The 24994-nt window shown below is 68.5% G+C and carries 22 protein-coding genes; 20 read left to right on the top strand and 2 right to left on the bottom strand.

Features of this window, described 5'->3' with window-relative positions; genetic code table 11:
* The first annotated feature begins 1 nt into the window (after position 1).
* From F7Q96_RS05580 to F7Q96_RS05515, 14 genes are all read left to right on the top strand, one after another.
* Positions 2-460 carry an HIT family protein gene (locus F7Q96_RS05580; RefSeq protein WP_053821072.1) on the top strand — a complete coding sequence of 153 codons (459 nt, stop codon included), beginning with the start codon at positions 2-4 and terminating at the stop codon, positions 458-460.
* 193 nt (positions 461-653) lie between these two features.
* Positions 654-2570 (top strand): ABC transporter ATP-binding protein/permease, encoded by a 1917-nt coding sequence (locus F7Q96_RS05575; protein ID WP_053821073.1) that lies wholly within the window; start codon positions 654-656, stop codon positions 2568-2570.
* 61 nt (positions 2571-2631) lie between these two features.
* Positions 2632-3051, top strand: a complete 420-nt coding sequence (locus F7Q96_RS05570) for a gamma-butyrobetaine hydroxylase family protein (RefSeq protein WP_053821074.1) — start codon at positions 2632-2634, stop codon at positions 3049-3051.
* Between the two features lie 42 nt (positions 3052-3093).
* Entirely contained in the window at positions 3094-3825 is a 732-nt protein-coding gene (gene ubiE / locus F7Q96_RS05565) for a bifunctional demethylmenaquinone methyltransferase/2-methoxy-6-polyprenyl-1,4-benzoquinol methylase UbiE (RefSeq protein WP_053821075.1), read from the top strand.
* 41 nt (positions 3826-3866) lie between these two features.
* Positions 3867-4862 carry a Tim44 domain-containing protein gene (locus tag F7Q96_RS05560; RefSeq protein WP_053821076.1) on the top strand — a complete coding sequence of 332 codons (996 nt, stop codon included), beginning with the start codon at positions 3867-3869 and terminating at the stop codon, positions 4860-4862.
* A gap of 146 nt (positions 4863-5008) precedes the next feature.
* Positions 5009-5710 carry a ubiquinone biosynthesis accessory factor UbiJ gene (locus F7Q96_RS05555; RefSeq protein ID WP_151022212.1) on the top strand — a complete coding sequence of 234 codons (702 nt, stop codon included), beginning with the start codon at positions 5009-5011 and terminating at the stop codon, positions 5708-5710.
* A 108-nt stretch (positions 5711-5818) separates the two neighbouring features.
* On the top strand, positions 5819-7393 hold the full coding sequence (gene ubiB, locus F7Q96_RS05550) for a ubiquinone biosynthesis regulatory protein kinase UbiB (protein ID WP_053821077.1): 1575 nt from the start codon (positions 5819-5821) through the stop codon (positions 7391-7393).
* 284 nt (positions 7394-7677) lie between these two features.
* A complete protein-coding gene (locus F7Q96_RS05545; protein WP_053821078.1) occupies positions 7678-9114 on the top strand; it encodes a high affinity choline transporter 1 in 1437 nt (478 codons plus the stop codon).
* Between the two features lie 256 nt (positions 9115-9370).
* Complete coding sequence (locus F7Q96_RS05540) at positions 9371-9697, top strand: FmdB family zinc ribbon protein (RefSeq protein WP_053821079.1); 327 nt, start codon at positions 9371-9373, stop codon at positions 9695-9697.
* Between the two features lie 13 nt (positions 9698-9710).
* Positions 9711-10421: a DUF502 domain-containing protein gene (locus F7Q96_RS05535; RefSeq protein ID WP_053821080.1), complete on the top strand. Its 711-nt coding sequence runs from the start codon at positions 9711-9713 to the stop codon at positions 10419-10421.
* 46 nt (positions 10422-10467) lie between these two features.
* The gene (gene aspS, locus F7Q96_RS05530) at positions 10468-12276 is read left to right on the top strand and encodes an aspartate--tRNA ligase (RefSeq protein WP_053821081.1); all 1809 of its coding nucleotides are present in this window, start codon (positions 10468-10470) and stop codon (positions 12274-12276) included.
* 180 nt (positions 12277-12456) lie between these two features.
* Complete coding sequence (locus F7Q96_RS05525) at positions 12457-13341, top strand: hypothetical protein (protein WP_053821082.1); 885 nt, start codon at positions 12457-12459, stop codon at positions 13339-13341.
* Between the two features lie 139 nt (positions 13342-13480).
* Positions 13481-14002, top strand: coding sequence for a dihydroneopterin triphosphate diphosphatase (gene nudB, locus F7Q96_RS05520; protein WP_053821083.1), 522 nt, complete (start codon positions 13481-13483; stop codon positions 14000-14002).
* Positions 13999-14790: an endonuclease/exonuclease/phosphatase family protein gene (locus tag F7Q96_RS05515; RefSeq protein ID WP_053821084.1), complete on the top strand. Its 792-nt coding sequence runs from the start codon at positions 13999-14001 to the stop codon at positions 14788-14790. The genes nudB and F7Q96_RS05515 overlap by 4 nt, the downstream gene beginning before the upstream one ends.
* A 52-nt stretch (positions 14791-14842) precedes the next feature.
* On the opposite strand, the gene mobB is transcribed toward F7Q96_RS05515, so the two are convergent.
* On the bottom strand, positions 14843-15352 hold the full coding sequence (gene mobB, locus F7Q96_RS05510; RefSeq protein ID WP_053821085.1) for a molybdopterin-guanine dinucleotide biosynthesis protein B: 510 nt from the start codon (positions 15350-15352) through the stop codon (positions 14843-14845).
* Positions 15353-15645: 293 nt separating this feature from the next.
* On the opposite strand from mobB, the gene clsB reads away from it, so the two are divergent.
* The 6 genes from clsB (at position 15646) to F7Q96_RS05480 (ending at position 24503) form a co-directional block, all read left to right on the top strand.
* Complete coding sequence (clsB, locus tag F7Q96_RS05505; protein ID WP_053821086.1) at positions 15646-16950, top strand: cardiolipin synthase ClsB; 1305 nt, start codon at positions 15646-15648, stop codon at positions 16948-16950.
* A 366-nt stretch (positions 16951-17316) separates the two neighbouring features.
* The gene (locus tag F7Q96_RS05500) at positions 17317-17907 is read left to right on the top strand and encodes a TetR/AcrR family transcriptional regulator (protein WP_006578334.1); all 591 of its coding nucleotides are present in this window, start codon (positions 17317-17319) and stop codon (positions 17905-17907) included.
* Between the two features lie 71 nt (positions 17908-17978).
* Entirely contained in the window at positions 17979-19766 is a 1788-nt protein-coding gene (locus F7Q96_RS05495; RefSeq protein WP_053821087.1) for an acyl-CoA dehydrogenase C-terminal domain-containing protein, read from the top strand.
* A gap of 196 nt (positions 19767-19962) precedes the next feature.
* Positions 19963-22389 (top strand): 3-hydroxyacyl-CoA dehydrogenase/enoyl-CoA hydratase family protein, encoded by a 2427-nt coding sequence (locus F7Q96_RS05490; RefSeq protein ID WP_053821088.1) that lies wholly within the window; start codon positions 19963-19965, stop codon positions 22387-22389.
* Between the two features lie 19 nt (positions 22390-22408).
* Positions 22409-23608, top strand: coding sequence for an acetyl-CoA C-acyltransferase (locus tag F7Q96_RS05485; protein ID WP_053821089.1), 1200 nt, complete (start codon positions 22409-22411; stop codon positions 23606-23608).
* 118 nt (positions 23609-23726) lie between these two features.
* Positions 23727-24503 carry an enoyl-CoA hydratase gene (locus tag F7Q96_RS05480; protein ID WP_053821090.1) on the top strand — a complete coding sequence of 259 codons (777 nt, stop codon included), beginning with the start codon at positions 23727-23729 and terminating at the stop codon, positions 24501-24503.
* 42 nt (positions 24504-24545) lie between these two features.
* Here the strand turns inward: F7Q96_RS05480 and F7Q96_RS05475 are convergent, their stop codons facing one another.
* Positions 24546-24950: an acyl-CoA thioesterase gene (locus F7Q96_RS05475; protein WP_006578336.1), complete on the bottom strand. Its 405-nt coding sequence runs from the start codon at positions 24948-24950 to the stop codon at positions 24546-24548.
* Between the last annotated feature and the right edge of the window lie 44 nt (positions 24951-24994).

Here is a 24994-nt window from a genome sequence, read left to right as displayed (position 1 = left end):
GATGAGCGCGGCGGAGCAGGGCGCGGCCCGCGTGGCGGGTTGCCCGCTGTGCGAGGGCGATGGCGGCGAGCTGGTCTGGCAGGACCCGGGCCGGCGCGCCCGCGTGATCCTGGTCGAGCACGAGCGCTTTCCCGGCTTCTGCCGCGTGGTCTGGCAGGACCACGTGGCCGAGCAGACCGATCTGTCCGAGGGCGACCTGGCCTGGCTGATGCGGCTGGTGGCCCGCGTCGAACGCACCGTGCGCGACGTGATGGCGCCCGACAAGGTCAATCTGGCCGCCTTCGGCAACATGGTGCCGCACCTGCACTGGCATATCATTCCGCGCTATCGCTGGGACACGCACTTCCCCGAGGCGGTCTGGGCCGCGCCGCAGCGCGAGGCGGACGCCGGGCGTATCGAGGCATTGCAGCAGCGGCTGCCGGCGCTGCGCGCGGCGCTCGCCGCGCTGTCAGCCGAGTGAGCGGGCAACGCGTTCTGCTGGTGTGGTGACTGCGCGCAGATCGGGCGCAGATCGGGCGCCGAATGCCCGCCGCATGCCCGCCGTTGCGCCGCGCGGAACCCGGGCGGTTTCCCTGCCGTCTGATGCCTGTTCGCCGTTCCGTGCTGGCCAGCCGTGCCGGCGCGGCCGTTGTTCCTAACGCCTGCCGTCATTCATGTCCACGCCAACCACTGCCACCGTGCCCGGTCCGGCCGTCCCGGCCCGCGAGCTGCAGATCCAGAGCCGCCTGCGCTTTCGCGCGACCTGGGCGCTGATCAAACCGTACTGGAAATCCGAGGACCGCAAGGCCGGGCTCGGCCTGTTGCTGCTGCTGGTGGCGTTGAACCTGGGCATCGTCTACATCAACGTGCTGCTCAACGAGTGGAACCGCGTGTTCTACAACGCGCTCGAGCAGCGCGACTACGCCTCGTTCAAGGAGCTGCTGCTGCGCTTCAGCATGATCGCGGCCTGCTTCATCGTCGCCGCGATCTTCCGCCAGTACTACACGATGATGCTGCAGATGCGCTGGCGGACCTGGATGACCAACCAGTTCCTCGGCAAGTGGCTGGCCTGGCAGGCGTACTACCGCATCGAGCAGACGCACGCGACCGACAACCCCGACCAGCGCCTGGCCGACGATCTGCGGCTGTTTACCGACGGCGCGCTGTCGCTGTCGCTTGGCCTGCTCAATTCGGTCGTCACGCTGGTGTCCTTCGTCGGCATCCTGTGGGCGGTGTCGGGGCCGATCAGCTTCGCGCTGGGCGGCACGACGATGACGATCCCCGGCTATATGGTCTGGTTCGCCGGCGGCTACGCGGTCCTCGGCTCGCTGCTGACGCACTGGATCGGCCGCCCGCTGATCGGCCTGAACTTCCAGCAGGAGCAATACGAGGCGAATTTCCGCTTCTCGCTGGTGCGGCTGCGCGAGAACGCGGAGCCTGTCGCGCTCTATCGCGGCGAGCCGACCGAGCAGGCCGGGCTGCGCGCGCGCTTCGAGCAGATCCGCGTCAACTGGAACCAGCTGATGTTCTATACGCGGCGGCTGACCTTCATCAGCTCGGGCTACGGCCAGTTCGCGATCATCTTCCCGATCCTGGTGGCCGCGCCGCGCTACTTCGCCGGCAAGATGACGCTGGGCGGGCTGATGCAGATGTCGACCGCCTTCGGCCAGGTGCAGGGCGCGCTGTCCTGGTTCGTCGACAACTACGCGACGCTGGTCGGCTGGAAGGCCGCGTCGAACCGCCTGATCGATTTCCAGCAGGCGATCCGCGAGGCCCAGCGGCAGGAACGGCTGCATGACGGCGAGCACGATATCCAGGTCAGCGTCGCCGACGGGCGCGCGGGCGAGCGCGACCGCATCGAGATCGATGCGCTGGCGCTGGCGCTGCCCGTGCTGGGCGGCCCCGGCCTGCCGGTGGTCAAGCGGCCCCTGGTGTCGGCGTTCTCGCTGACGATCGCGCGCGGCGAGCGCTGGCTGGTGACCGGCCCGTCGGGCTGCGGCAAGAGCGTGCTGTTCCGCGCGCTGGCCGGCATCTGGCCGTACGGCAGCGGCTCGGTGGCGATGCCGCCGCCGTCGCGCACGCTGTTCCTGCCGCAGCGCAGCTATCTGCCGGTCGGCACGCTGGCCGACGCGCTGGCCTATCCGCAGGCCGGCGACGTGCATCCGGCGCAGACGCTGCGCGACGCGCTGCGCCGCGCCCAGCTCGGCGCACTGGCCAACCAGCTCGACGTGTTCGACAACTGGGCGCTGCGGCTCTCGCCCGGCGAGCAGCAGCGGCTGGCGTTCGCGCGCGCGCTGCTGTGCAAGCCCGATTTCCTGTTCCTGGACGAGGCGACCAGCGCGCTGGACGAGGAGACCGAGCGCGCGATGTACCAGCTGATGGTCGACGCGCTGCCCGGCGCGGCGATCGTCAGCATCGCGCACCGCAGCACGGTCGCGGCCTTCCACGATCGCCGGCTGCGCTATCTGCCCGAGCGCGGGACGCTGCGGGACGATGCCGCGGACACCGGGGCCGGCGTGCCCCGTCCGGCGCTCGAGGATGGGCAAGGCGGGTCGCGTGCGGTAAGCTATCGGGTCGTACAAGAAGCGTGAACTCGGCCCGCGGGCGTCAACCCCGGCCGGGTCCGCGCCAACACGGCTAGCGCCGACAATCATGGCAGGACTGGAAAAAGATACCCCGCACCCCACCGCGCTGACGGTCCACACGCAATCGCGCGTGCTGGAAATCGGCTTCGACACTGGCGAGAGCTTCCGGCTGCCGTTCGAATACCTGCGGGTCTATTCGCCGTCGGCCGAAGTGCAGGGCCACGGCCCGGGCCAGGAAGTGCTGCAGACCGGCAAGCGCGACGTCAACGTGACCGCGGTCGAGCCGGTCGGCAACTATGCGATCCTGATCCGCTTCTCCGACGGCCACGACAGCGGCATCTATTCGTGGGACCTGCTGTACCGCCTCGGCGTAGAGCAGGACGCGCTGTGGCAGGACTACCTGCGGCGGCTCGAGGCCGCCGGCGCCGACCGCGACACGCCGATGGCCCCCGCCGCGGCGCACGGCCATGGCTGCGGCCATCACTGAGCCGCCGGTCCCACCGACTTCCCTGGATTTCTGGAGCCAGCGATGAGCGAAACCCACTTCGGGTTCGAGAAGGTCGACGAGACCGAGAAGGCCGGCAAGGTCGCCGGCGTGTTCCATTCGGTCGCGTCGAAGTACGACCTGATGAACGACCTGATGTCGGGCGGCATGCACCGGTTGTGGAAGCTGTTCACGATCGCCCAGGCCGGCGTGCGGCCGGGCCAGAAGGTGCTCGACATCGCCGGCGGCACCGGCGACCTGGCCAAGGCATTCGCGCGCCAGGCGGGCCCGACCGGCGAGGTCTGGCTGACCGACATCAACGAATCGATGCTGCGGGTGGGCCGCGACCGGCTGCTGAACGACGGCATCGTGACGCCGACGTGCCTGTGCGACGCCGAGCGGATCCCGTTCCCGGACAATCACTTCGACCTGGTCACCGTGGCCTTCGGCCTGCGCAACATGACCCACAAGGACCGGGCGCTGGCCGAGATGCGGCGCGTGACGAAGCCGGGCGGCAAGGTCATGGTGCTGGAGTTCTCCAAGGTCTGGAAGCCGCTGGAAAAGGCGTATGACGTCTATTCTTTCAAGGTGCTGCCCTGGCTGGGCCAGCGCGTCGCCGGCGACGCCCACAGCTACCGCTACCTGGCCGAGTCGATCCGCATACACCCCGACCAGGATTCGCTTGTGCGGTTGATGGAACAAGCGGGGCTGGAAAACGTCGAATACTTCAACCTGACGGCGGGCGTGGTTGCCTTGCACGTCGGCCGTAAGTACTGAATCAGCGCCGATTGCGGCGCAATAAAAGGGGATAAGGAATCATGTCCAACATTCGCGGAAAATTCCTGGCGGGGTCGCTGGCCGGCATGCTGGCCTTCGGGATGGTGTTCGATGCGGAGGCCAAGCGGATGGGCGGCTCCCGCAGCTTCGGCAAGCAATCGTCCAACGTGACCCAGCAGCGCCAGCAGGCGCCGCAGCAGACGCCGACGCAGCAGCAGGCGCAGCAGCCGGCCCAGCAGGCCGCGCCGGCGACCGCCGGCGCCGGTGCCGCAACGGCCGCCGCGCCGCGCCGCAACTGGGGCGGCATCCTCGGCGGTATCGCCGCCGGCCTGGGCATCGGCTGGCTGCTGTCGCAGTTCGGCCTGGGCGGCGCCGCGCTGACCTTCCTGTCCAACCTGATCCTGATCGCGGCGCTGGCCTTCATCGCGATCTGGCTGATCCGCAAGTTCCGCGGCGGCGCCAAGCGTCCGCAGCCGGCGTATGCCGGCGCGGCCGGCGCCGCCGGTTCGCCGAACGGCCGGACCGACCTGAACCGCGGCGCCTTCGACCGCGGCCAGGAGCCGATGATGCGCGAGCCCGTGCTGCAGCCCTCGGCGCAGCCGGCACTGCAACCGGCCACGGCGGCCGCGGTGGCCGGATCGCAGGGCGTGCAGCCCTGGGGCGTGCCGGCGGACTTCGATACCGAAGCCTTCCTGCGCAACGCCAAGGTGTACTTCGTGCGCCTGCAGGCCGCCTGGGACGCCGGCAATCTCGACGACATCCGCGAGTTCACCACGCCGGAAATGTTTGCCGAGATCAAGATGGACCTGGGCGATCGCGGGGCACAGAGCAACCACACCGACGTGGTGACGCTGGACGCGACGCTGCTGGGCATCGAGTCGACCGACAACCAGCATGTGGCCAGCGTGCGCTTCAGCGGCATGATCCGCGAGAACGAAGGCGAGGCCGCGCAGCCGTTCGCCGAGGTGTGGAACCTGGCGAAGCCGGCCAGCGGCGCCGGCGGCTGGGTGCTGGCCGGGATTCAGCAGGAATCCTGAGCCCGCGGCCGAGTCGCTGCTTGAGCCAAGGCCCGGGTGCGGCGTGATGTGCCCGGCGCTGGCTTAGAATGGAGGCCCACGCGCCAACGCGCGTGGGCCTTTTTCATTGGCGCCGGCCTGGCCGGCGTGGTCCGCACCATCACGCCATGAACACTCTTCCGTCCGCGCTGGCCGGCCCCATCGTCGCCGCGCTCAATCATCTGCTGGAACAGGAGCCGTGGGCGCGCAAGCTGCTGACGCCCTATGCCGGCCGCGTGATCGGCTTCGACGCTGCCGCCTTTGCGATGGCCTTGCGGATCGATGCGCAAGGCATGGTCGCGCTGGCCGCCGCCGACGCGCCGCCGCCGTCTGTGACGATCGCCGTGCCGCTGCAGCAATGGCCGCTGGTGGTGGCCGATGTCGCCGCCGGGGGGCAGGCCGCCGCGATGCGCCATGTGCGGCTGGAGGGCGACGCCGAGCTGGCCAATACCGTGTCGACGCTGGCGCGCAGCCTGCGCTGGGATGCCGCGGAGGATCTGGCGCGGGCCTTGCGTGCCGTGATGGGCGGCACCGTCGGCGACAGCGTCGCGCAGCGGCTGGTCGACGGCGCGCAGCAGGCCCACGCCGGCGCGCTGCGGGTCGGGCGGGCGCTGGTCGAGAACGTGACCGAATATCTGCTGGACGAACAGCCGACGCTGGTCCGCCATGCCGCGCTGGACGATTTCCGTGCCGATGTAGCCGCATTGCGCGACGATCTGGCCAGGCTGGAGAAGCGGCTGGAGCGGCTGGAGCGCGGTGCTGGTCCGGGTGCCGGCCCCGGTGCCGGCCCCGGTGCCGGCGCCGCCCCGCTGCCGTCCGCGCATCGCTGAACGGGCCAGCCGCGCCGAGCGCGGAACCGCTGACAAGAATCCCGCCCGCCGGCGGCAACGACGCGCAACGGCGCGTCCCGATCCGGCCGGCTTACCGACAAGACCTGCATGACCCGTTTCCTGCGCCTCTGCAAGATCGCCTTTGTCATCTTCTACTACGGCCTGGACGAGCTGGTGCTGTCCGGTTTCCAGAACCGGCATATCCGCCTGCTGGTCAGGGTCATCACGATCGGACGCAAGCTCGACACCGTGCCGCGCGGCGTGCGGCTGCGGCTGGCGCTGACGCGGCTGGGGCCGATCTTCGTCAAGTTCGGCCAGGTGCTGTCGACCCGGCGCGACCTGCTGCCGGCCGACATCGCCGACGAACTGGCGCTGCTGCAGGACCAGGTGCCGCCGTTCGATCCGGCCGTCGCGGTCGCCATCATCGAGCGCTCGCTGGGCCGGCCGCTGACGCAGCTGTTCGAGACCTTCGAGCACCAGCCGGTCGCCAGCGCGTCGATCGCGCAGGTGCATTTCGCCACGCTGAAGGCCGGCCCGTATCGCGGCCGCGAGGTCGCGGTCAAGGTGCTGCGGCCCGGCATGCTGCCGGTGATCGACAGCGACCTGGCGCTGATGCGCGATGTCGCGGTCTGGATCGAGCGGGTCTCGGCCGACGGCAAGCGGCTCAAGCCGCGCGAGGTGGTCGCCGAGTTCGACAAGTACCTGCATGACGAGCTCGATCTGATGATCGAGGCGGCCAACGCCAGCCAGCTGCGCCGCAACTTCCAGGACACCGAGCTGCTGCTGGTGCCCGAAGTGTTCTGGGACTTCTGCAGCAGCGAGGTGTTCGTGATGGAGCGGATGCACGGCATCCCGATCTCGCGCACCGAATCGCTGAAGGCCGCCGGCGTCGACCTGCACCGGCTGGCGGAGGAGGGCGTCGAGATCTTCTTCACGCAGGTGTTCCGCGACGGCTTCTTCCACGCCGACATGCACCCCGGCAACATCCTGGTGTCGGTGCAGCCCGAGACCTTCGGCCGCTATATCGCGCTGGACTTCGGCATCGTCGGCGCGCTGTCCGAGTTCGACAAGAACTACCTGGCGCAGAACTTCATCGCCTTCTTCCGCCGCGACTACCATCGCGTCGCGCTGTTGCACGTCGAGTCGGGCTGGGTACCGCCGCAGACCCGGGTCGAGGAGCTCGAGAGCGCGGTGCGCGCCTGCTGCGAGCCGTACTTCGACAAGCCGCTGAAGGAGATCTCGCTGGGCATGGTGCTGATGCGGCTGTTCCAGACCTCGCGCCGCTTCAACGTCGAGATCCAGCCGCAGCTGGTGCTGCTGCAGAAGACGCTGCTCAATATCGAAGGGCTTGGCCGCCAGCTGGACCCGGACCTCGATCTGTGGAAGACCGCCAAGCCCTACCTGGAGCGCTGGATGCACGAGCAGGTCGGCTGGCGCGGCGCCTGGGAGCGCATCCAGGTCGAGGCGCCGCAATGGGCCAAGATGCTGCCCGACTTTCCCCGCCTGGCGCATCAGTTCCTGGAACGCCGCGCGCTGGTCAACAACAGCCAGCAGGACCGCCTGCTGGCGGCGCTGGTGGTCGAGCAGCGCCGCACCAACCGGATGCTGGCGATCGGGCTGCTGCTGATCGGCGCCGTGGCCATCGCGGTGGCGGCGACGCAGCTGGTCGACTGGCTCGGTTGAGGGATTGGCCGAGGGGCGGCCTGCCGCCGTCGCCGGTCCAACCCGCTTCGATGTCCCGCGCGGCTGCCGATTTTTTTGGCAGCGCGCGCTTGTATCGCCGCTTGCATCGCTATAATCCGCGTTTTGATTCGGCTACGACCGCAGGCCAGTGCTCGTCCCAGGGCACCCGATCCGCCACCCACGCGGCCCCGACCGATGAATTGGACTGCGGACGCGCGCATGATCTTGCCGCCGTCCGCCATTCGGTTTCTTGGCCCCTGGGCTCTTTGGGATAGGGCAGCAGCATGCTGATCTGGTTCGTCATCATCTACTGGGTAATCTCGGTCGGCATCGGCCTGTGGGCCGCGCTGCGCGTGCGCAACACGACCGACTTCGCCGTGGCGGGCCGCAGCCTGCCGTTCTACGTGGTCACCGCGACCGTGTTCGCGACCTGGTTCGGCTCCGAGACCGTGCTCGGCATCCCGGCGGTATTCCTGAAGGAAGGGCTGTCCGGCGTGGTGTCCGACCCCTTCGGCTCGTCGCTGTGCCTGATCCTGGTCGGCCTGTTCTTCGCCCGTCCGCTGTACCGGATGAACCTGCTGACGATCGGCGACTACTACCACAACCGCTATGGGCGGCTGGCCGAGATCCTGACCACGCTGTGCATCGTGGTGTCCTACCTGGGCTGGGTCGCGGCGCAGATCAAGGCGCTGGGTCTGGTGTTCTACACGGTCTCGGACGGCGCGCTGTCGCAGGACGCCGGCATGATGATCGGCGCGGCCAGCGTGCTGATCTACACGCTGTTCGGCGGCATGTGGTCGGTGGCGATCACCGACTTCATCCAGATGATCATCATCGTGATCGGCATGCTGTATATCGGCTACGAGGTCAGCGGCCAGGCCGGCGGCGTGTCGGCGGTGGTGTCGCACGCGGCGGCGGCGGGCAAGCTCGAATTCCTGCCCGAACTCGACCTGATCCAGATCATCGGCTTTGCCGCCGCGCTGTTTACGATGATGCTCGGCTCGATCCCGCAGCAGGACGTGTTCCAGCGGGTCACGTCGTCGCGCACCGAGCAGATCGCCGGCCGCGCCTCGGTGCTGGGCGGCGTGCTGTACTTCTGCTTCGCCTTCATCCCGATGTTCCTGGCGTATTCGGCCACGCTGATCGATCCGGCGATGGTGCAGCGCTACATCGATACCGATTCGCAACTGATCCTGCCGACGCTGATCCTGGACCACGCCCCGCTGTTCGCTCAGGTGATGTTCTTCGGCGCGCTGCTGTCGGCGATCAAGAGCTGCGCGTCGGCCACGCTGCTGGCGCCGTCGGTGACCTTCGCCGAGAACATCCTGCGGCCGTACTTCCGCCATCTGGACGACAGGCGCTTCCTGCGGGTGATGCAGGCGGTCGTGCTGGTGTTCACCACGCTGGTCACGCTGTTCGCGCTGAACTCGCACCTGTCGATCTTCCACATGGTCGAGAATGCCTACAAGGTCACGCTGGTGTCGTCGTTCGTGCCGCTCGCGTTCGGCCTGTTCTGGAAGCGCGCCACGCGCCAGGGCGGCCTGGCGGCGATCCTGCTCGGCCTGAGCTCGTGGCTGGTCTGCGAGATCGCCTTCGCCGACGCCGCGGTGCCGCCGCAGATGGTGGGCCTGCTGTTCTCGCTCGGCGGCATGCTGGTCGGCTCGCTGCTGCCGCAGTGGATCGGCGACCGCCCGCCGGTCAAGGAAGTGCATATCGCCTGATTGGCGGCCCGAAAGGGCTGCCGCGCGGCCAGATTGCGCCCCGGCCGCCAATCGGCCGGTCTGCGGCCCAGGCCGGCCGCTTTTCCGGCGGCAACGGCGTCCAAACGGTTTATAATTCAAGGCTTTGCATGGCCGGACGGTGGCGGGCGACAGCCTGGAACGCCGCGCCGGCCGCGCGCGTTGATTTCCATTGATTTTTTGTCGACCCCTTTGTTGATCCCTTGTTGACCCAATGGGGATCTCCCGGAGAACCACAATGCCGATCTATGCCTACCGTTGCGACGCCTGCGGCCATGGGCGCGATGTGCTGCAGAAAATGAGCGATGCCCCGCTCACCGACTGCCCATCCTGCAATACGGCGGGGGCCTTCAAGAAGCAGCTGACCGCAGCCGGGTTCCAGCTCAAGGGTTCTGGCTGGTACGTGACCGACTTCCGCGGTGGCAACAGCGGCAGCGCCGGCGCCAGCTCGGGCGCGTCCGCCGGCACCGGCGACGCCGGCGCCGCCAAGCCGGCCGAGACGTCGGCGTCCGCCAGCGGGGCGAGCGCGGCCGGCGGCTGCGGCAGCGCCTGCGCCTGCCACTGAACCAGGAAGGAACGTGGCAACCAACAAGAAAACTTCCGCACTGAAGACCTGGTTCCTGACCGGCCTGCTGGTGCTGGTACCGCTGGGCATCACGCTGTGGGTGCTCAGCCTGATCATCGGCACGATGGACCAGAGCCTCGCGCTGCTGCCCGAGGCCTGGCAGTTCGACCGCCAGCTGTTCGGCATGCGCGTGCCCGGCCTGGGCGCGATCCTGACGCTGCTGTTCATCCTGCTGGTCGGCGTGCTGGCGCACAACTTCATCGGCCAGCGCCTGGTGCGCTGGTGGGAAGCGCTGCTGCACCATATCCCGGTGGTCGGCCCGATCTATTCCAGCGTCAAGCAGGTCTCCGACACGCTGCTGTCCTCGTCGGGCAACGCGTTCCGCAAGGCGCTGCTGGTGCAGTACCCGCGCGAGGGCTCGTGGACGATCGCCTTCCTGACCGGCCGGCCCGGCGGCGACGTGCAGAACCACCTGCAGGGCGAATACGTCAGCGTCTACGTGCCGACCACGCCGAATCCGACCTCGGGCTTCTTCCTGATGATGCCCAAGGCCGACACCATCGAGCTCGACATGACCGTCGATGCCGCCCTGAAATACATCGTGTCGATGGGTGTGGTCGCGCCGGCCGAGCTGCCGCGCAAGGCCGCGCCGAACCGCGCCGCCGGCTCCGCTGCGGGCCCCACTGCCGGCGTCTCCGCCGCCGACCCATCGCACTCCAATTGACCGCGGGCCGCCCGAGCGCGGCCGCGCCTTACCGGGAATTTCTCCTATGTCCTCCATGCGAACTCACTACTGCGGTCTCGTGACCGAACAACTGACTGGCCAGGAAGTGGCCCTGACCGGCTGGGTGCAACGGCGCCGCGACCACGGCGGCGTGATCTTCATCGACCTGCGCGATCGCGAAGGGCTGGTGCAGGTCGTCTGCGATCCGGACCGCCCCGAAATGTTCAAGGTCGCCGAGGACATCCGCAACGAGTTCTGCATCCGCGTGACCGGCAAGGTGCGCGCGCGCCCGGCCGGCACCGAGAACGCCAACCTGACCTCGGGCAAGATCGAGGTGCTGTGCCACGAGCTGACCGTGCTGAACCCGTCGGTCACGCCGCCGTTCCAGCTCGACGACGACAACCTGTCGGAGACCACGCGCCTGACGCACCGCGTGCTGGACCTGCGCCGCCCGCAGATGCAGTACAACCTGCGCCTGCGCTACAAGGTCGCGATGGAAGTGCGCAAGTACCTGGACGAGCAGGGCTTCATCGACATCGAGACGCCGATGCTGGGCAAGAGCACGCCGGAAGGCGCGCGCGACTACCTGGTGCCGTCGCGGGTCAACCCGGGCCACTTCTTCGCGCTGCCGCAGTCGCCGCAGCTGTTCAAGCAGATGCTGATGGTGTCGGGGTTCGATCGCTACTACCAGATCACCAAGTGCTTCCGCGACGAGGACCTGCGCGCCGACCGCCAGCCCGAATTCACGCAGATCGACTGCGAGACCTCGTTCCTGACCGAGCAGGACATCCGCGACCTGTTCGAGAACATGATCCGCACGGTGTTCAAGAACACCATCGGCGTGGCGCTCGACGACAAGTTCCCGGTGATGGAATTCCGCGAGGCGATGGCCCGCTTCGGCTCGGACAAGCCGGACCTGCGCGTCAAGCTCGAATTCACCGAGCTGACCGAGGTCATGAAGGACGTCGACTTCAAGGTGTTCTCGGGTCCGGCCAACAGCGACAACGGCCGCGTGGTCGCGCTGCGCGTGCCCGGCGGCGGCCAGATCTCGCGCGGCGAGATCGATGCCTATACGCAATTCGTCGCGATCTACGGCGCCAAGGGCCTGGCCTGGATCAAGGTCAACGAAGTGGCCAAGGGCCGCGACGGCCTGCAGTCGCCGATCGTCAAGAACCTGCATGACGCCGCGATCGCCGAGATCCTGAAGCGCTCGGGCGCGCAGGATGGCGACATCCTGTTCTTCGGCGCCGACAAGGCCAAGGTCGTCAATGACGCGATGGGCGCGCTGCGCCTGAAGATCGGCCACTCGGAATTCGGCAAGGCCAACGGCCTGTTCGAGGACGCGTGGAAGCCGCTGTGGGTCGTCGACTTCCCGATGTTCGAGTACGACGAGGAAGACGCCCGCTGGGTCGCGATGCACCACCCGTTCACCAGCCCGAAGGACGAGCATCTGGAATACCTGGCCACCGATCCGGGCAAGTGCATCGCCAAGGCCTACGACATGGTGCTCAACGGCTGGGAAATCGGCGGCGGCTCGGTGCGGATCTATCGCGAGGACGTGCAGAGCAAGGTGTTCCGCGCGCTGAAGATCAACGAGGAAGAGGCGCGCGCCAAGTTCGGCTATCTGCTGGACGCGCTGCAGTACGGCGCGCCCCCGCATGGCGGCATCGCCTTCGGCCTGGACCGCATCGTCACGATGATGGCCGGCGCCGATTCGATCCGCGACGTGATCGCGTTCCCGAAGACCCAGCGCGCGCAGGATCTGCTGACGCAGGCGCCGAGCTCGGTCGACGAGAAGCAGCTGCGCGAGCTGCATATCCGGCTGCGCACGCCCGAGCCGAAGGCTTCGGCGTGATGCCGCTGGCGCGCTAGCGACAGAGACGACGGCCGTGCGCGAGCGCGGCCGTTTTTTGTTTGTGTAGGCTGGGGAGGGCGATCGAGGTTTCCAATTGTTTCCCGTGGGAACGATCGGCCACCTCGCTGGGTCATCCATCGGGCTGCCCCCGGCAGCAGCGCCTGACAACGGAGAACAAAGGTGACACTGGATATCGAACTGATCCGCCAATTCCTGCTGCAGCATGCGGAGACGATCCTGACCTGGCTGGTGGCCGGGCTGGTGATGATGCTGCTGGCGCGCTTCGAGCTGCGCCGCGCGGTGCGCAAGTCCGCGCAGGCGATGTCGGAATCGGTGGCGACCACGGTGGCCGCCTGCGTTCCCGATATCGCGCATGCGGCGCAGGTCGGCAGCGCGGCGGCCGAGGGCGGTGCGGTGCAGATGCAGCGCGCCGAGGCGCTGCGGCGCGTGGCGCTGGACACCGTGGCGGCGGTGATGGCGCGCGGGCGCTGGCTCGAGGAAGTCGGCAACCTGCGCCTGCCGGAAGATGCGTTGCTGCCGGGCCGACGCGGCAGCGGTGCCGATCCGCTGCTGGTGGTCGCGCCGCAGCCCGTGGTGCAGGCCTACCTGGCCGCGCAGCGGACCTTCGAGACGATGGCCGCGCAACTGCAGGCCCGCCGCCGCGATGCGCTGGCGCTGCAGGACGCGGCGCAGGCGCTGGTGGCCGAGGCCGCGCAGATCGAGCAGGAGACCGCCAGCATCGTGCTGCGCTTCGAACAGGTGAACGCCCAGGCCGCGCAGGCGCCGCAAGGCGAGGGTGGCGACTACCAGCGCTTCCTGATCCAGAAGTACCACGCGCTGGGCCAGCGCGAGAAGGAAGTCGCGCAGGCCCGCACCGAAATGCAGGCGCGCGCCGCCCAGGCCGCCGAGGCGCTGGCGACCGAGGCCCACGCCGCCGCGGCGCGCTACACCGAATCGCTGGCGCCGCTGATGCAGCAGCTGCGCGCCGCCTGGGGCCACGGCGACTCGCCGGACGTGTTCGACAGCTGGGTGCGCGAAGCTTCCGTCCGCGAAGAGCGGGCCTGAACGGGGGCAATGGGCATGGGCGCCTTACCAGTGCCCATGCCATCACATCATCCCCACGCCTCCAGGGCTTGTCGGACTAAGCCCGGTGGCGCCATCAGGCAACTGCGTTAAGCTTGTCAGCCTGTTCCCGTCCGATCCCATGCCCTACAAGATTCCCGAATCCGTGCTGGTCGTGATCCATACGGCCGATCTGCAGGTCCTGCTGCTGGAGCGGGCCGACCGTCCCGGCTTCTGGCAATCGGTCACCGGCAGTCTCGATACCCCCGACGAACCCCTGGCATTGACCGCCGCCCGCGAGGTGGCCGAGGAGACCGGCATCGTCGCCAGCGAGCACCGCTTGCAGGACTGGGGCCACCACATCGAGTACGAGATCTACCCCGAATGGCGCCATCGCTACGCGCCCGGCGTCACGCGCAATGTCGAGCACTGGTTCGGCCTGTGCGTCGACCGGCCGCTGCCGGTCACGCTGGCGCCGCGCGAGCATCTGCAATCGGTCTGGCTGCCGTGGGAGCAGGCGGCCGCGCGCTGCTTCTCGTCGAGCAATGCCGAAGCGGTCCGCCAGCTGGCCTGGCGCGCCGCGGCCGGGGCGACTGCCTGTGCGGCAGGCGCCGTTGGCCCCGTCGCCATCGCGGACGCCGGCCAGTCCGGAGGGCCGCGATGAAGTTGCGCGTGGTCACCTACAACATCCACAAGGGACTGACCGGCTTCGCGCGCCGCCCGCGCATCCAGCATGTGCGCGACGGCCTGCAGACGGTCGACGCCGACATCGTCTTCCTGCAGGAAGTGCAGGACCGCAACGACCGCCTGGTGGCCGCCGCGCTGTTCGATTCCGACTACACGCAGCTGAACTACCTGGCGACCGATGCCTATCCGCATTCGGTCTATGGCCGCAACGCGGTCTATGACCACGGCCACCACGGCAACGCGATCCTGTCGCGCCATCCGATCCTGATGTCGGAGAACCTCGATATCTCGGACCATCGCTTCGAGCAGCGCGGGCTGCTGCATGCGGTGGCCGACATCCATGGCATCGAGGCGCATCTGATCTGCGTGCATTTCGGCCTGTTCGCGCGCAGCCGCGCGCGCCAGGCCGAGGCGCTGGTCGAACGGGTGCGCAACGTGGTGCCGGCCGACGCGCCGCTGGTGATCGCCGGCGACTTCAACGACTGGAACCACCGGCTCGACGCGCTGATCTGCAATACGCTGGGCGCGCTGGAGGCCTCGCATGCGCGCGGTTCTCGGCTGCATACCTTTCCGAGCCATATGCCGTGGTGGCAGCTCGACCGCATCTACGTGCGCGGCTTCGAGATCGAGCGCGCCCGCGTGCTGACCGGCCGCGACTGGGCGCAGCGCTCGGACCACGTGCCGCTGGTCGCCGAGCTGGCGCGGCCGCAGGTACCCGAGGTCAATCCGCGGCACAGCGACGAGACGGCGGGCGCGGCCGGCTAGCCGCCCGGTTCGCTGGCCCGGCGGCGAAGCCGCGCTACCGCTTTCACCACAGCTACAGCCCGGCCTGCTCCCGCACGAAGGCCTCGATGGCGTCGATCCGGTTCAGGTCGAGCACTGGCAGCCGGGTCAGCGCGGCCACCTGCTCGGGGTCGTCCGTGGCGACGCCGACGATGCCGGGCACGTCGGGCCACAGCGGCGGCCGGCCATGGCCGGGACGATAGACCTCTAGCTTGGGCACGTCGCTGTGCTTGTATCCCTCGACCAGAACCAGGTCGGTATCGGCCGGCAGCACCGCCAGCGCGTCGGCCAGTTCGGGCGACGGCGCGCCCTGCGCGTAGCGGCGCATCAGCGTCAGATGGCGTGCGCCGACCAGCACCACATTGGCACAGCCGGCCTCGCGCATGCGCCACGAATCCTTGCCCGGGGTGTCGGGGTCGAATCCGTGATGGGTATGTTTGACGCCGGCCACGCGCAGGCCGGCGCCGACGAAGCGGGGGATCAACTGGTCCAGCAAGGTGGTCTTGCCGCTGCCGGAGGTGCCGGCGATACCGAAAACCTTCACGATCGAATCAGCTCAGTGCGCGGGGGCGAGGGTGGGACGATGTCGTGGACGAGGCTGTCAACGCAGACGCCAACGAAGTCGGGAAGACAGTCGGGAACAAAGTCGGGAATAAAGCGCGACGATAGCAGAGTCGGGCCGCGCCCGTCCGTCCCGTTCCGCCTGCCCCGCGCCGGACCCGATGCCTGGTTCGACATCCCGCGCCGCTGCGCGCCGGGTGGCGTTTCCGCCGCCAGGTGACCGATAATGCCGTCATGTCCTTGCCCGAGAGCCCAAGCGAATCCGTCCGCTCTTCCATGACCGCCGTCGCCCATGCGGTGGAAGGCACGACGGAGGCGGCCGCCGCCACGACCCTCGACGCGCGCCACGGGTCCCGCCTGCTGCGCGGCGGGCCCGGCCGTCCGGTGGGCGGCAATCGTGTCGAACTGCTGCGCGGCGGCGCCGACTACTTTCCCGCGCTGATCGCCGCGATCGACCAGGCGGTGCTGTCGGTCTCGCTGGAGACCTATATCTATGCCGACGACGAGGTCGGCCAGGCCGTCGCCGACGCGCTGCTGCGCGCGGTCGAGCGCGGCGTGCGCGTGCACCTGCTGGTCGACGGCTTCGGCGCGGGCGACATGCCGGCGGCGCTGGTCGAGCGGCTGGAGCGGGGTGGCGTCAGGCTGCGCGTCTACCGGCCGCTGCGTGGCTTCCGGCTGGCGCGCCGGCATCTGCGCCGGCTGCACCGCAAGCTGGCGGTGATCGACCGGCGCGTCGCCTTCGTCGGCGGCATCAACATCATCGACGATCACAATCACGGCCCCTTCGACGAGGCCCAGCTCGGTCCGCGCTACGACTTCGCGGTGCGGGTCACCGGTCCGCTCGCGAGCCAGATCGCGCTGACGGCGGAGCGGCTGTGGTGGCGGCTCGCGCTGCGCGGCGAGATGCAGGGCGGCGGACTGGCCGGCGGCCTGTCGGGCCTGGCCGGCGAGTTCCCTTTGCCGCCGGGTCCGCTGCCCGCGCCCGCCGACGGCGGCGGCGGCGTGCGGGCGGCACTGCTGCTGCGCGACAACCTGCGCAATCGCCGCACCATCGAGCGCGCCTATCTGCAGGCGCTGGGCGCAGCGCGGCACGATGTGATCATCGCCAACGCCTATTTCCTGCCCGGGGCCAAGATGCGGCGCGCGCTGCTGGCCTGCCGCCGGCGCGGGGTGCGCGTGCGGCTGCTGCTGCAGGGCATGGTCGAGTACCGGCTGCAGCATTACGCGACCCACGCGCTGTACGCGACGCTGCTCGAGGCCGGCGTCGAGATCCACGAGTACGCCGAGAGCTTCCTGCACGCCAAGGTCGCGGTGGTCGACGACAGCTGGGCGACGGTCGGCTCCAGCAACATGGATCCGTTCAGCCTGCTGCTGGCGCGCGAGGCCAATGTCGCGGTCTACGACGAGGCCTTTGCCGCCAGGCTGCGCGACGAGCTGGAGTGCGCGATCGCACAGCGCAGCGCACCGGTCGTGCCCGAGGACCATGCCCGCCGCGGACGCCTGCGCCGCTGCCTGGACTGGATGGCCTACATGCTGTTGCGCTTCGGCGTCATGGTCGCCGGGGCCGCGGGCCGCTACTGAAACGTGACATGCCGGTGCTGCCTTGCGGCAAAATGCGGCGCGCACCGGCACCTCGGCCTCGCCGCCGATGCCCACTGCCGGATGTTGCACCGCAGTTCGGCCGACGAGCGGTTTAGAAACGAAGGTCTAATTAAAAACTTGATAGCGGCAGGCGCGGCCAGAATAATCTGAACGACCGTTCTTTTTTGGCTTAGACTGCGTGCATTCGCCGCCTGGCCCGCTCTACCGGGCGGGCCGGCGGCGATCGACATCACAGGCCAGGGCCAAGCGCGGCATCGCGAACCGATGCCGCAAAAAGTACGGAGAAAAATCATGCGACACCAGTCAGCCCGTCTCGAATCCGCCGCCAACGCGACTCCCACCCCGATGCGCAAGGGGGAGATGACGCGCGTGGCGATTCTCGACGCCGCACTGGAATTGTCGTCCCGCGACGGACTCGAAGGTTTGACGATCGGTCTGCTCGCGGAACGCATGCAAATGAGCAAGAGCGGCGTGTTCGCGCATTTCGGTTCGCGCGAAGACCTGCAGGTGGAGGTGGTGCGCGAGTATCACCGCCGGTTCGAGCAGGAGGTCTTCTATCCCTCGCTGAACGAGCCGCGCGGTCTGCCGCGGCTGTGGTCGATGGTGCGTCGCTGGATGGAAAAACGGATCCAGGAAGTCACCACCGGCTGCATCTACATCAGCGGGGCGGTCGAATACGATGACCGCGCGGAAAGCCCGGTGCGGGACGAGCTGATCAAGAGCGTCACGATCTGGCGGGCCGCGCTGACACGCGCGATCGAACAGGCCAAGGAAGAAGGCCATCTGCGCGCGGACTGCGATCCGCGGCTGATGCTGTTCGAGATGTACAGCCTCGAACTGGGGCTGCATCACGACGCCCGCTTCCTGCGCCTGCCCGACAGCGCCGAGCTTGCCATGGTCGCGCTCAACAAGCTGATTCAGTCCTACCGTACCTGATGCCGCCGCAGGCATGGCGTGCTTGACAGCACCAGCGGCGCGGCGGCTTCGCCAACTCCAAGGAGATCTTGATGGGCCAGTACACCGCTCCGCTGCGCGACATGCAATTCGTGCTGCACGAACTGCTCGGCGTCGAGGCCGAGCTCAAGGCGATGCCGCCGCACGCCGACATCGACGCGGACACCATCAACCAGGTCATCGAGGAAGCCGGCAAGTTTTGCTCGGAAGTCATTTTCCCGTTGAACCAGAGCGGCGACCGCGAGGGCTGCACCCACCACGGCGACGGCGTCGTGACCGCGCCGACCGGCTTCAAGGAAGCCTACCGGCAGTACGTCGAGGCCGGCTGGCCGGCGCTGGCCTGCGATCCCGAATTCGGCGGCCAGGGCCTGCCGATCCTGGTCAACAACGCGCTGTTCGAGATGCTGAACTCGGCGAACCAGGCCTGGACCATGTATCCCGGCCTGTCGCACGGCGCCTACGAGGCGCTGCACGCCCACGGCACGCCCGAGCTGCAGCAGCGCTACCTGCCCAAGCTGGTGTCGGGCGAATGGACCGGCACGATGTGCCTGACCGAGCCGCACTGCGGCACCGACCTGGGCATCCTGCGCACCAGGGCCGAACCGCTGGACGACGGCTCGTACAGCCTGACCGGCACCAAGATCTTCATCTCGGCCGGCGAACACGACCTGTCGGCCAACATCATCCACCTGGTTCTGGCGCGCCTGCCTGACGCGCCGCAGGGTACCAAGGGCATCTCGCTGTTCGTGGTGCCGAAGTTCATCCCCGATGCCGACGGCAATCCGGGCGAGCGCAACGGCATCGTCTGCGGCTCGATCGAGCACAAGATGGGCATCCACGGCAACGCCACCTGCGTGATGAACCTGGACGGCGCGCGCGGCTGGCTGGTCGGCGAGCCCAACAAGGGCCTGAACGCGATGTTCGTGATGATGAACGCCGCGCGGCTCGGCGTCGGCATGCAGGGCCTGGGCCTGACCGAGGTCGCCTACCAGAACTCGGTGGCCTACGCGAAGGAACGGCTGCAGATGCGTTCGCTGACCGGGCCGAAGGCACCGGACAAGCCGGCCGATCCGATCATCGTGCATCCGGACGTGCGCCGCATGCTGCTGACGCAGAAGGCCTTCGCCGAAGGCGGCCGCGCGTTCAGCTACTGGACCGCGCTGCAGATCGACCGCGAGCTGTCGCACCCGGACGAGGCCGTGCGCAAGCAGGCCGGCGACCTGGTCGCGCTGCTGACGCCGGTGATCAAGGCCTTCCTGACCGACAACGCGTTCATCGCCACCAATGAAGGGATGCAGGTGTTCGGCGGCCACGGCTATATCTCCGAATGGGGCATGGAGCAGTACGTGCGCGATGCCCGCATCAACATGATCTACGAGGGCACCAACACGATCCAGGCGCTGGACCTGCTGGGCCGCAAGATCCTCGGCGACATGGGCGCGAAGATGAAGGCCTTCGGCAAGATCGTGCAGGAGTTCGTCGAGGCCGAGGGCACCGACGAGGCGATGCAGGAGTTCGTCAATCCGCTGGCGGACCTGGGCGACAAGGTGCAGAAGCTGACGATGGAGATCGGCATGAAGGCGATGGCCAATCCCGACGAGGTCGGCGCCGCCGCGGTGCCGTACCTGCGCGTGGTCGGCCACCTGGTGTTGGCCTACTTCTGGGCCCGGATGGCCAAGATCGCGCTGGAGAAGCAGGACAGCGGCGACAAGTTCTACACCGCCAAGCTGGCCACCGCGCGCTTCTATTTCGCCAAGCTGCTGCCGGAGACCGCCGCGCAGATCCGCATGGCGCGCGCCGGCGCCGCGCCGCTGATGGCGCTGGACGCGGAATTGTTCTGAGGCACTGAAAACACTCTGTCGGTTTCCCTCTCCCTCCCTTTGGGAGAGGGGCAGGGGAGAGGGCAGCGGCGGCAGCGTGCGGTATCGCCGGTATTGCCGCCGCATGCCCTCTTCCCCAACCCCCCTCCCGCACGCGGGAGAGGGGAGAAAACCGAGGGGCACTCATCATTTCAACGCTCATCTCCAAGGAGCGCGCATGTCCAATTTCATCGTCAAGAAAGTCGCCGTGCTGGGTGCCGGCGTCATGGGCGCGCAGATCGCGGCCCACCTCGTCAATGCCCGCGTGCCGGTGGTGCTGTTCGACCTGCCGGCCAAGGAAGGCCCGAAGAACGGCATCGTGCTGCGGGCCATCGACAACCTGAAGAAGCTGTCCCCGGCGCCGCTGGGCCTGAAGGACGACGCCGGCCTGATCCGCGCCGCCAATTACGAGGACGACCTCGCGCTGCTGAAGGAATGCGACCTGGTGATCGAGGCGATCGCCGAGCGCATGGACTGGAAGCACGACCTGTATAGGAAGGTCGCCCCGCATCTGGGCGCCGACGCGATCTTCGCCACCAATACCTCGGGCCTGTCGATCACCGCGCTGTCCGAGGGCTTCGACGCCGAGCTGAAGGCGCGCTTCTGCGGCGTGCACTTCTTCAATCCGCCGCGCTACATGCATCTGGTCGAGCTGATCCCGACCGAGGCGACGCAGCCGGCCATTCTCGACCGCCTGGAAGCCTTCCTGACCACCACGCTCGGCAAGGGGGTGGTGCGCGCCAAGGACACGCCGAACTTCATCGCCAACCGCGTCGGCATCTTCTCGATCCTGGCGGTGTTTGCCGAGGCCGAGAAGTACGGCATTCCGTTCGACGTGGTCGACGACCTGACCGGCAGCAAGCTGGGCCGCGCCAAGTCCGCGACCTTCCGCACCGCCGACGTGGTGGGCCTGGACACGATGGCCCACGTGATCAAGACCATGCAGGACAACCTGCGCGACGATCCGTTCGCGCCGGTGTACCAGACCCCCGCGGTGCTCAAGTCGCTGGTCGATGCCGGCGCGCTGGGCCAGAAGACCGGCGCCGGCTTCTACAGGAAGGAAGGCAAGCAGATCAAGGTGCTGGACGCCAAGACCGGCCAGTACGTCGACGCCGGCGGCAAGGCCGACGAGATCGTCGCGCGCATGCTGAAGAAGGAGCCGGCCGAGCGCATCAAGCTGCTGCGCGAATCGGGCAATCCGCAGGCGCAGTTCCTGTGGGCGATCTTCCGCGACGTGTTCCACTACATCGCCGTCTATCTGGAGCAGATTGCCGGTTCGGCCGCCGACGTCGACCTGGCGATCCGCTGGGGCTTCGGCTGGAACTCGGGCCCGTTCGAGGACTGGCAGGCCGCCGGTTGGCAGCAGGTCGCGCAATGGGTCAAGGAAGACATCGAGGCCGGCAAGGCGCTGTCGAAGGCGCCGCTGCCCGACTGGGTCTTCGCCGGCCCGGTCGCCGACAACCAGGGCGTGCATTCGGCGCAGGGCTCGTGGTCGCCGGCCACGCAGTCGTTCGCCGGCCGCAGCGCGCTGCCGGTCTATCGCCGCCAGGCCTTCCGCGCCGCACTGAAGGGCAGCGACGCGGCCGATCCGCGCAAGGCCGGGCGCACCGTCGAGCAGAACGACGCGGTGCGGATCTGGGTCTGCGAGGGCCAGGACGACGTGCTGGTGATCTCGTTCAACAGCAAGATGAACACGATCGGGCCTGACACGATCGACGGGCTGATCCGCGCGATCGATCTGGCCGAGAGCGCCTACAAGGGCCTGGTGGTGTGGCAGCCGACCTCGCTGCAGCTGGGCGCGCCGGGCGGCCCGTTCTCCGCCGGTGCGAACCTGGAGGCGGCGATGCCGGCGTTCATGATGGGCGGGGCCAAGGGCGTCGAGCCCTTCGTCAGGAAGTTCCAGGACGGCATGATGCGCGTCAAGTACGCCGCGGTGCCGGTGGTGTCGGCGGCGTCCGGCATCGCGCTGGGCGGCGGCTGCGAGCTGATGCTGCATTCGGCGCGGCGCGTGGCGGCGCTCGAGACCTATGTCGGTCTGGTCGAGGTCGGCGTCGGGCTGGTGCCGGCCGGCGGCGGCCTGAAGGAAGCCGCGCTGGCGGCCGCGCGCGCGGCGCAGGCGGCAGGCAGCACCAACTATCTGCAGTTCCTGACGCAGCGCTTCCAGAACGCGGCGATGGCCAAGGTCTCGGGCTCGGCGCTGGAGGCGCGGCAGATGGGCTATCTTCAGGCGGGCGATCCGATCGTCTTCAACGTGCACGAGCTGCTGCACGTCGCCTGCAGCGAGGTGCGCGCGCTGCACGAGGCAGGCTACCGGCCGCCCGCGCAGGGCGAACTGGTGCCGGTGGCGGGCCGCTCGGGCATCGCCACGATCAAGGCGTCGCTGGTCAACATGCGCGACGGCGGCTTCATCTCCGCGCACGACTTCCTGATCGCCTCGCGTATCGCCGAGGCGGTCTGCGGCGGCGACGTCGAAGCGGGCGCGCTGGTCAGCGAGGAATGGCTGCTGGCGCTGGAGCGCCGCGCCTTCATCGAACTGCTGGGCAACCCCAAGACGCAGGAACGCATCATGGGCATGCTGCAGACCGGCAAGCCGGTGCGCAACTAATCGGCACGCGAGGAAATCGATCATGAAACAACTGCAAGACGCCTATATCGTTGCCGCGACCCGCACGCCGATCGGCAAGGCGCCCAAGGGCGCGTTCAAGCACTACCGGCCCGACGATCTGCTGGCCACCACGCTGCGCGCCGCGCTGGCGCAGGTGCCGAACCTCGATCCGGCGCTGATCGAGGACGCCATCGTCGGCTGCGCGATTCCCGAAGCGCAGCAGGGCCTGAACGTCGCGCGCATCGGCGCGCTGCTGTCGGGCCTGCCGACCTCGGTCGGCGGCATCACCGTGAACCGCTTCTGCGCGTCGGGCCTGAGCGCCGTGGCGATGGCGGCCGACCGCATCCGCGTCGGCGAGGCCGACGTGATGATCGCCGCCGGCGTCGAATCGATGAGCATGGTGCCGATGATGGGCAATACGCCGTCGATGTCGCCGTCGATCTTCGCGCGCGACGAGAACGTCGGCATCGCCTATGGCATGGGCCTGACGGCCGAGCAGGTGGCGCGCCAATGGAAGGTCAGCCGCGAGGATCAGGACGCCTTCGCGCTGGCCTCGCACCAGAAGGCGCTGGCCGCGCAGCAGGCCGGCGAGTTCGCCGACGAGATCACGCCGGTCGAGATCGTCGAGAAGCTGCCGAACCTGGCCAGCGGCGAGGTCGAGCTCAAGACCCGCACGCTGTCGCTCGACGAGGGCCCGCGTCCCGATACCTCGCTCGAAGGGCTGGCGAAGCTGCGCCCGGTGTTCGCCAACAAGGGCAGCGTGACCGCCGGCAACAGCTCGCAGACCTCGGACGGCGCCGGCGCGCTGATCCTGGTCTCGGAGAAGATCCTGAAGGCCTGCAACCTGGTGCCGCTGGCCCGCTTCGTGTCGTTCGCGGTGCGCGGCGTGCCGCCGGAGATCATGGGCATCGGTCCGAAGGAAGCGATTCCGGCCGCGCTGAAGGCGGCGGGCATGACACAGGACCAGCTCGACTGGATCGAACTGAACGAGGCGTTCGCCGCGCAGGCGCTGGCGGTGATCCGCGACCTCGGCCTCGATCCGGCCAGGCTGAACCGGATGGGCGGCGCGATCGCGCTGGGGCACCCGCTGGGCGCGACCGGCGCGATCCGCTCGGCCACCGTGGTCCATGCGCTGCGACGGCACAACCTGAAGTACGGCATGGTCACCATGTGCGTCGGCACGGGCATGGGCGCCGCCGGTATCTTCGAACGGGTTTGACGCGAATCGTTCTGCAAGCCGTCCCGTGGGCCGTCCTTCTGGCGGGCGGCTCCCGGGAGTCCCGGCGGTTCCGGCCGCCCGCCCCCCCGACAAGAACACCGACCACCAAGGAGACACCATGAGCATCCTGACCCGCATCGAGCAAGGCGTGCTGACCATCGAGTTCGACCGCCTGGACAAGAAGAACGCGATCACCGCGGCGATGTACCAGCAGATGGCCGACGCGCTGCGCGCGGCGGCGAGCGACGACGCCGTGCGGGCGATCGTGATCCGCGGCAAGGACGAGATCTTCACCGCCGGCAACGATCTGGAAGACTTCATGAAGCGGCCGCCGAGCAGCGAGGAAGACGCCACCAAGGCGCCGGTGTTCCAGTTCCTGCACGAGATCAGCCATGCCGCCAAGCCGCTGGTGGCGGCGGTCAGCGGGCCGGCGGTCGGTATCGGCACCACGCTGCTGCTGCATTGCGACCTGGTCTATGCCGCCGAGGGCGCGCGTTTCTCGCTGCCGTTCGTGCAGCTGGGCCTGTGTCCCGAAGCGGCGTCCAGCCTGCTGCTGCCGCGCCTGGCCGGCTACCAGCGCGCCGCCGAGAAGCTGCTGCTGGGCGAGCCGTTCAGTGCGCAGGAGGCCCAGCAGATCGGCCTGGTCACGCGCGTGGTGGCGGCTGGCGAGCTGCAAGAGTTCGCGCTGGCGCAGGCGCGCAAGCTGGCGGCGCTGCCGGCGTCGTCGCTGCGGGAAACCAAGCGGCTGATGAAGGGCGTCGATACCGCGCAGATGGAAACGCAGATGGCGCAGGAAGGCGCGGTGTTCCGCCGGCTGCTGCAGTCGCCGGAAGCGAAGGAGGCCTTCACGGCGTTCTTCGAGAAGCGCAAGCCGGATTTCTCGAAGTTCAATTGATCGGTTGAATGGCCTGGATGGGTTGGGGCATGCCCCCAGCCCTCACACCTTCGGCAGCACCCGCGGCTGCCGGTCCTCGTCGGTCGCCACATAGGTCAGCGTGGCCTCGGTGACCTTGACGATCTCGTTGCTATGGCGCATCCGCTGCGCATAGACCTCGACCTCGACGGTGATCGAGGTCCGTCCCGTCTTGACGATGTCGGCATAGAAGCTGACCAGGTCGCCGACGAACACCGGATGCTTGAACAGGAAGGAATTGACCGCGACCGTGGCGACGCGGCCCTGCGCGCGCTCGACCGCGGGAATCGAGCCGGCGATGTCGACCTGCGCCATGATCCAGCCGCCGAACACGTCGCCGTGCACATTGGCATCGGCGGGCATCGGCACCACGCGCAGCGCGGGGTTCTTGCCGGGAGGCAGGGACGACAGGGTTTCGGTCAGGTTCATGGTCAATCCGGCTAACGGCGAAGGGGGCGAAGCGGGCAAAAACC

The organism is Cupriavidus gilardii (genome assembly GCF_008801915.1).
In the GTDB taxonomy this organism is placed as follows: domain Bacteria; phylum Pseudomonadota; class Gammaproteobacteria; order Burkholderiales; family Burkholderiaceae; genus Cupriavidus; species Cupriavidus gilardii.
This window is presented reverse-complemented; position numbering and strand designations above follow the sequence as displayed.

Excerpts from the sequence above, each read along its gene's own strand:
- F7Q96_RS05580 (WP_053821072.1), top strand. The coding sequence starts at position 2 with ATGAGCGCGGCGGAGCAGGGCGCGGCCCGCGTGGCGGGTTGCCCGCTG.
- F7Q96_RS05575 (WP_053821073.1), top strand. The coding sequence starts at position 654 with ATGTCCACGCCAACCACTGCCACCGTGCCCGGTCCGGCCGTCCCGGCC.
- F7Q96_RS05570 (WP_053821074.1), top strand. The coding sequence starts at position 2,632 with ATGGCAGGACTGGAAAAAGATACCCCGCACCCCACCGCGCTGACGGTC.
- ubiE (WP_053821075.1), top strand. The coding sequence starts at position 3,094 with ATGAGCGAAACCCACTTCGGGTTCGAGAAGGTCGACGAGACCGAGAAG.
- F7Q96_RS05560 (WP_053821076.1), top strand. The coding sequence starts at position 3,867 with ATGTCCAACATTCGCGGAAAATTCCTGGCGGGGTCGCTGGCCGGCATG.
- F7Q96_RS05555 (WP_151022212.1), top strand. The coding sequence starts at position 5,009 with ATGAACACTCTTCCGTCCGCGCTGGCCGGCCCCATCGTCGCCGCGCTC.
- ubiB (WP_053821077.1), top strand. The coding sequence starts at position 5,819 with ATGACCCGTTTCCTGCGCCTCTGCAAGATCGCCTTTGTCATCTTCTAC.
- F7Q96_RS05545 (WP_053821078.1), top strand. The coding sequence starts at position 7,678 with ATGCTGATCTGGTTCGTCATCATCTACTGGGTAATCTCGGTCGGCATC.
- F7Q96_RS05540 (WP_053821079.1), top strand. The coding sequence starts at position 9,371 with ATGCCGATCTATGCCTACCGTTGCGACGCCTGCGGCCATGGGCGCGAT.
- aspS (WP_053821081.1), top strand. The coding sequence starts at position 10,468 with ATGTCCTCCATGCGAACTCACTACTGCGGTCTCGTGACCGAACAACTG.
- nudB (WP_053821083.1), top strand. The coding sequence starts at position 13,481 with ATGCCCTACAAGATTCCCGAATCCGTGCTGGTCGTGATCCATACGGCC.
- F7Q96_RS05515 (WP_053821084.1), top strand. The coding sequence starts at position 13,999 with ATGAAGTTGCGCGTGGTCACCTACAACATCCACAAGGGACTGACCGGC.
- clsB (WP_053821086.1), top strand. The coding sequence starts at position 15,646 with ATGACCGCCGTCGCCCATGCGGTGGAAGGCACGACGGAGGCGGCCGCC.
- F7Q96_RS05500 (WP_006578334.1), top strand. The coding sequence starts at position 17,317 with ATGCGCAAGGGGGAGATGACGCGCGTGGCGATTCTCGACGCCGCACTG.
- F7Q96_RS05495 (WP_053821087.1), top strand. The coding sequence starts at position 17,979 with ATGGGCCAGTACACCGCTCCGCTGCGCGACATGCAATTCGTGCTGCAC.
- F7Q96_RS05490 (WP_053821088.1), top strand. The coding sequence starts at position 19,963 with ATGTCCAATTTCATCGTCAAGAAAGTCGCCGTGCTGGGTGCCGGCGTC.
- F7Q96_RS05480 (WP_053821090.1), top strand. The coding sequence starts at position 23,727 with ATGAGCATCCTGACCCGCATCGAGCAAGGCGTGCTGACCATCGAGTTC.
- F7Q96_RS05475 (WP_006578336.1), bottom strand. The coding sequence starts at position 24,950 with ATGAACCTGACCGAAACCCTGTCGTCCCTGCCTCCCGGCAAGAACCCC.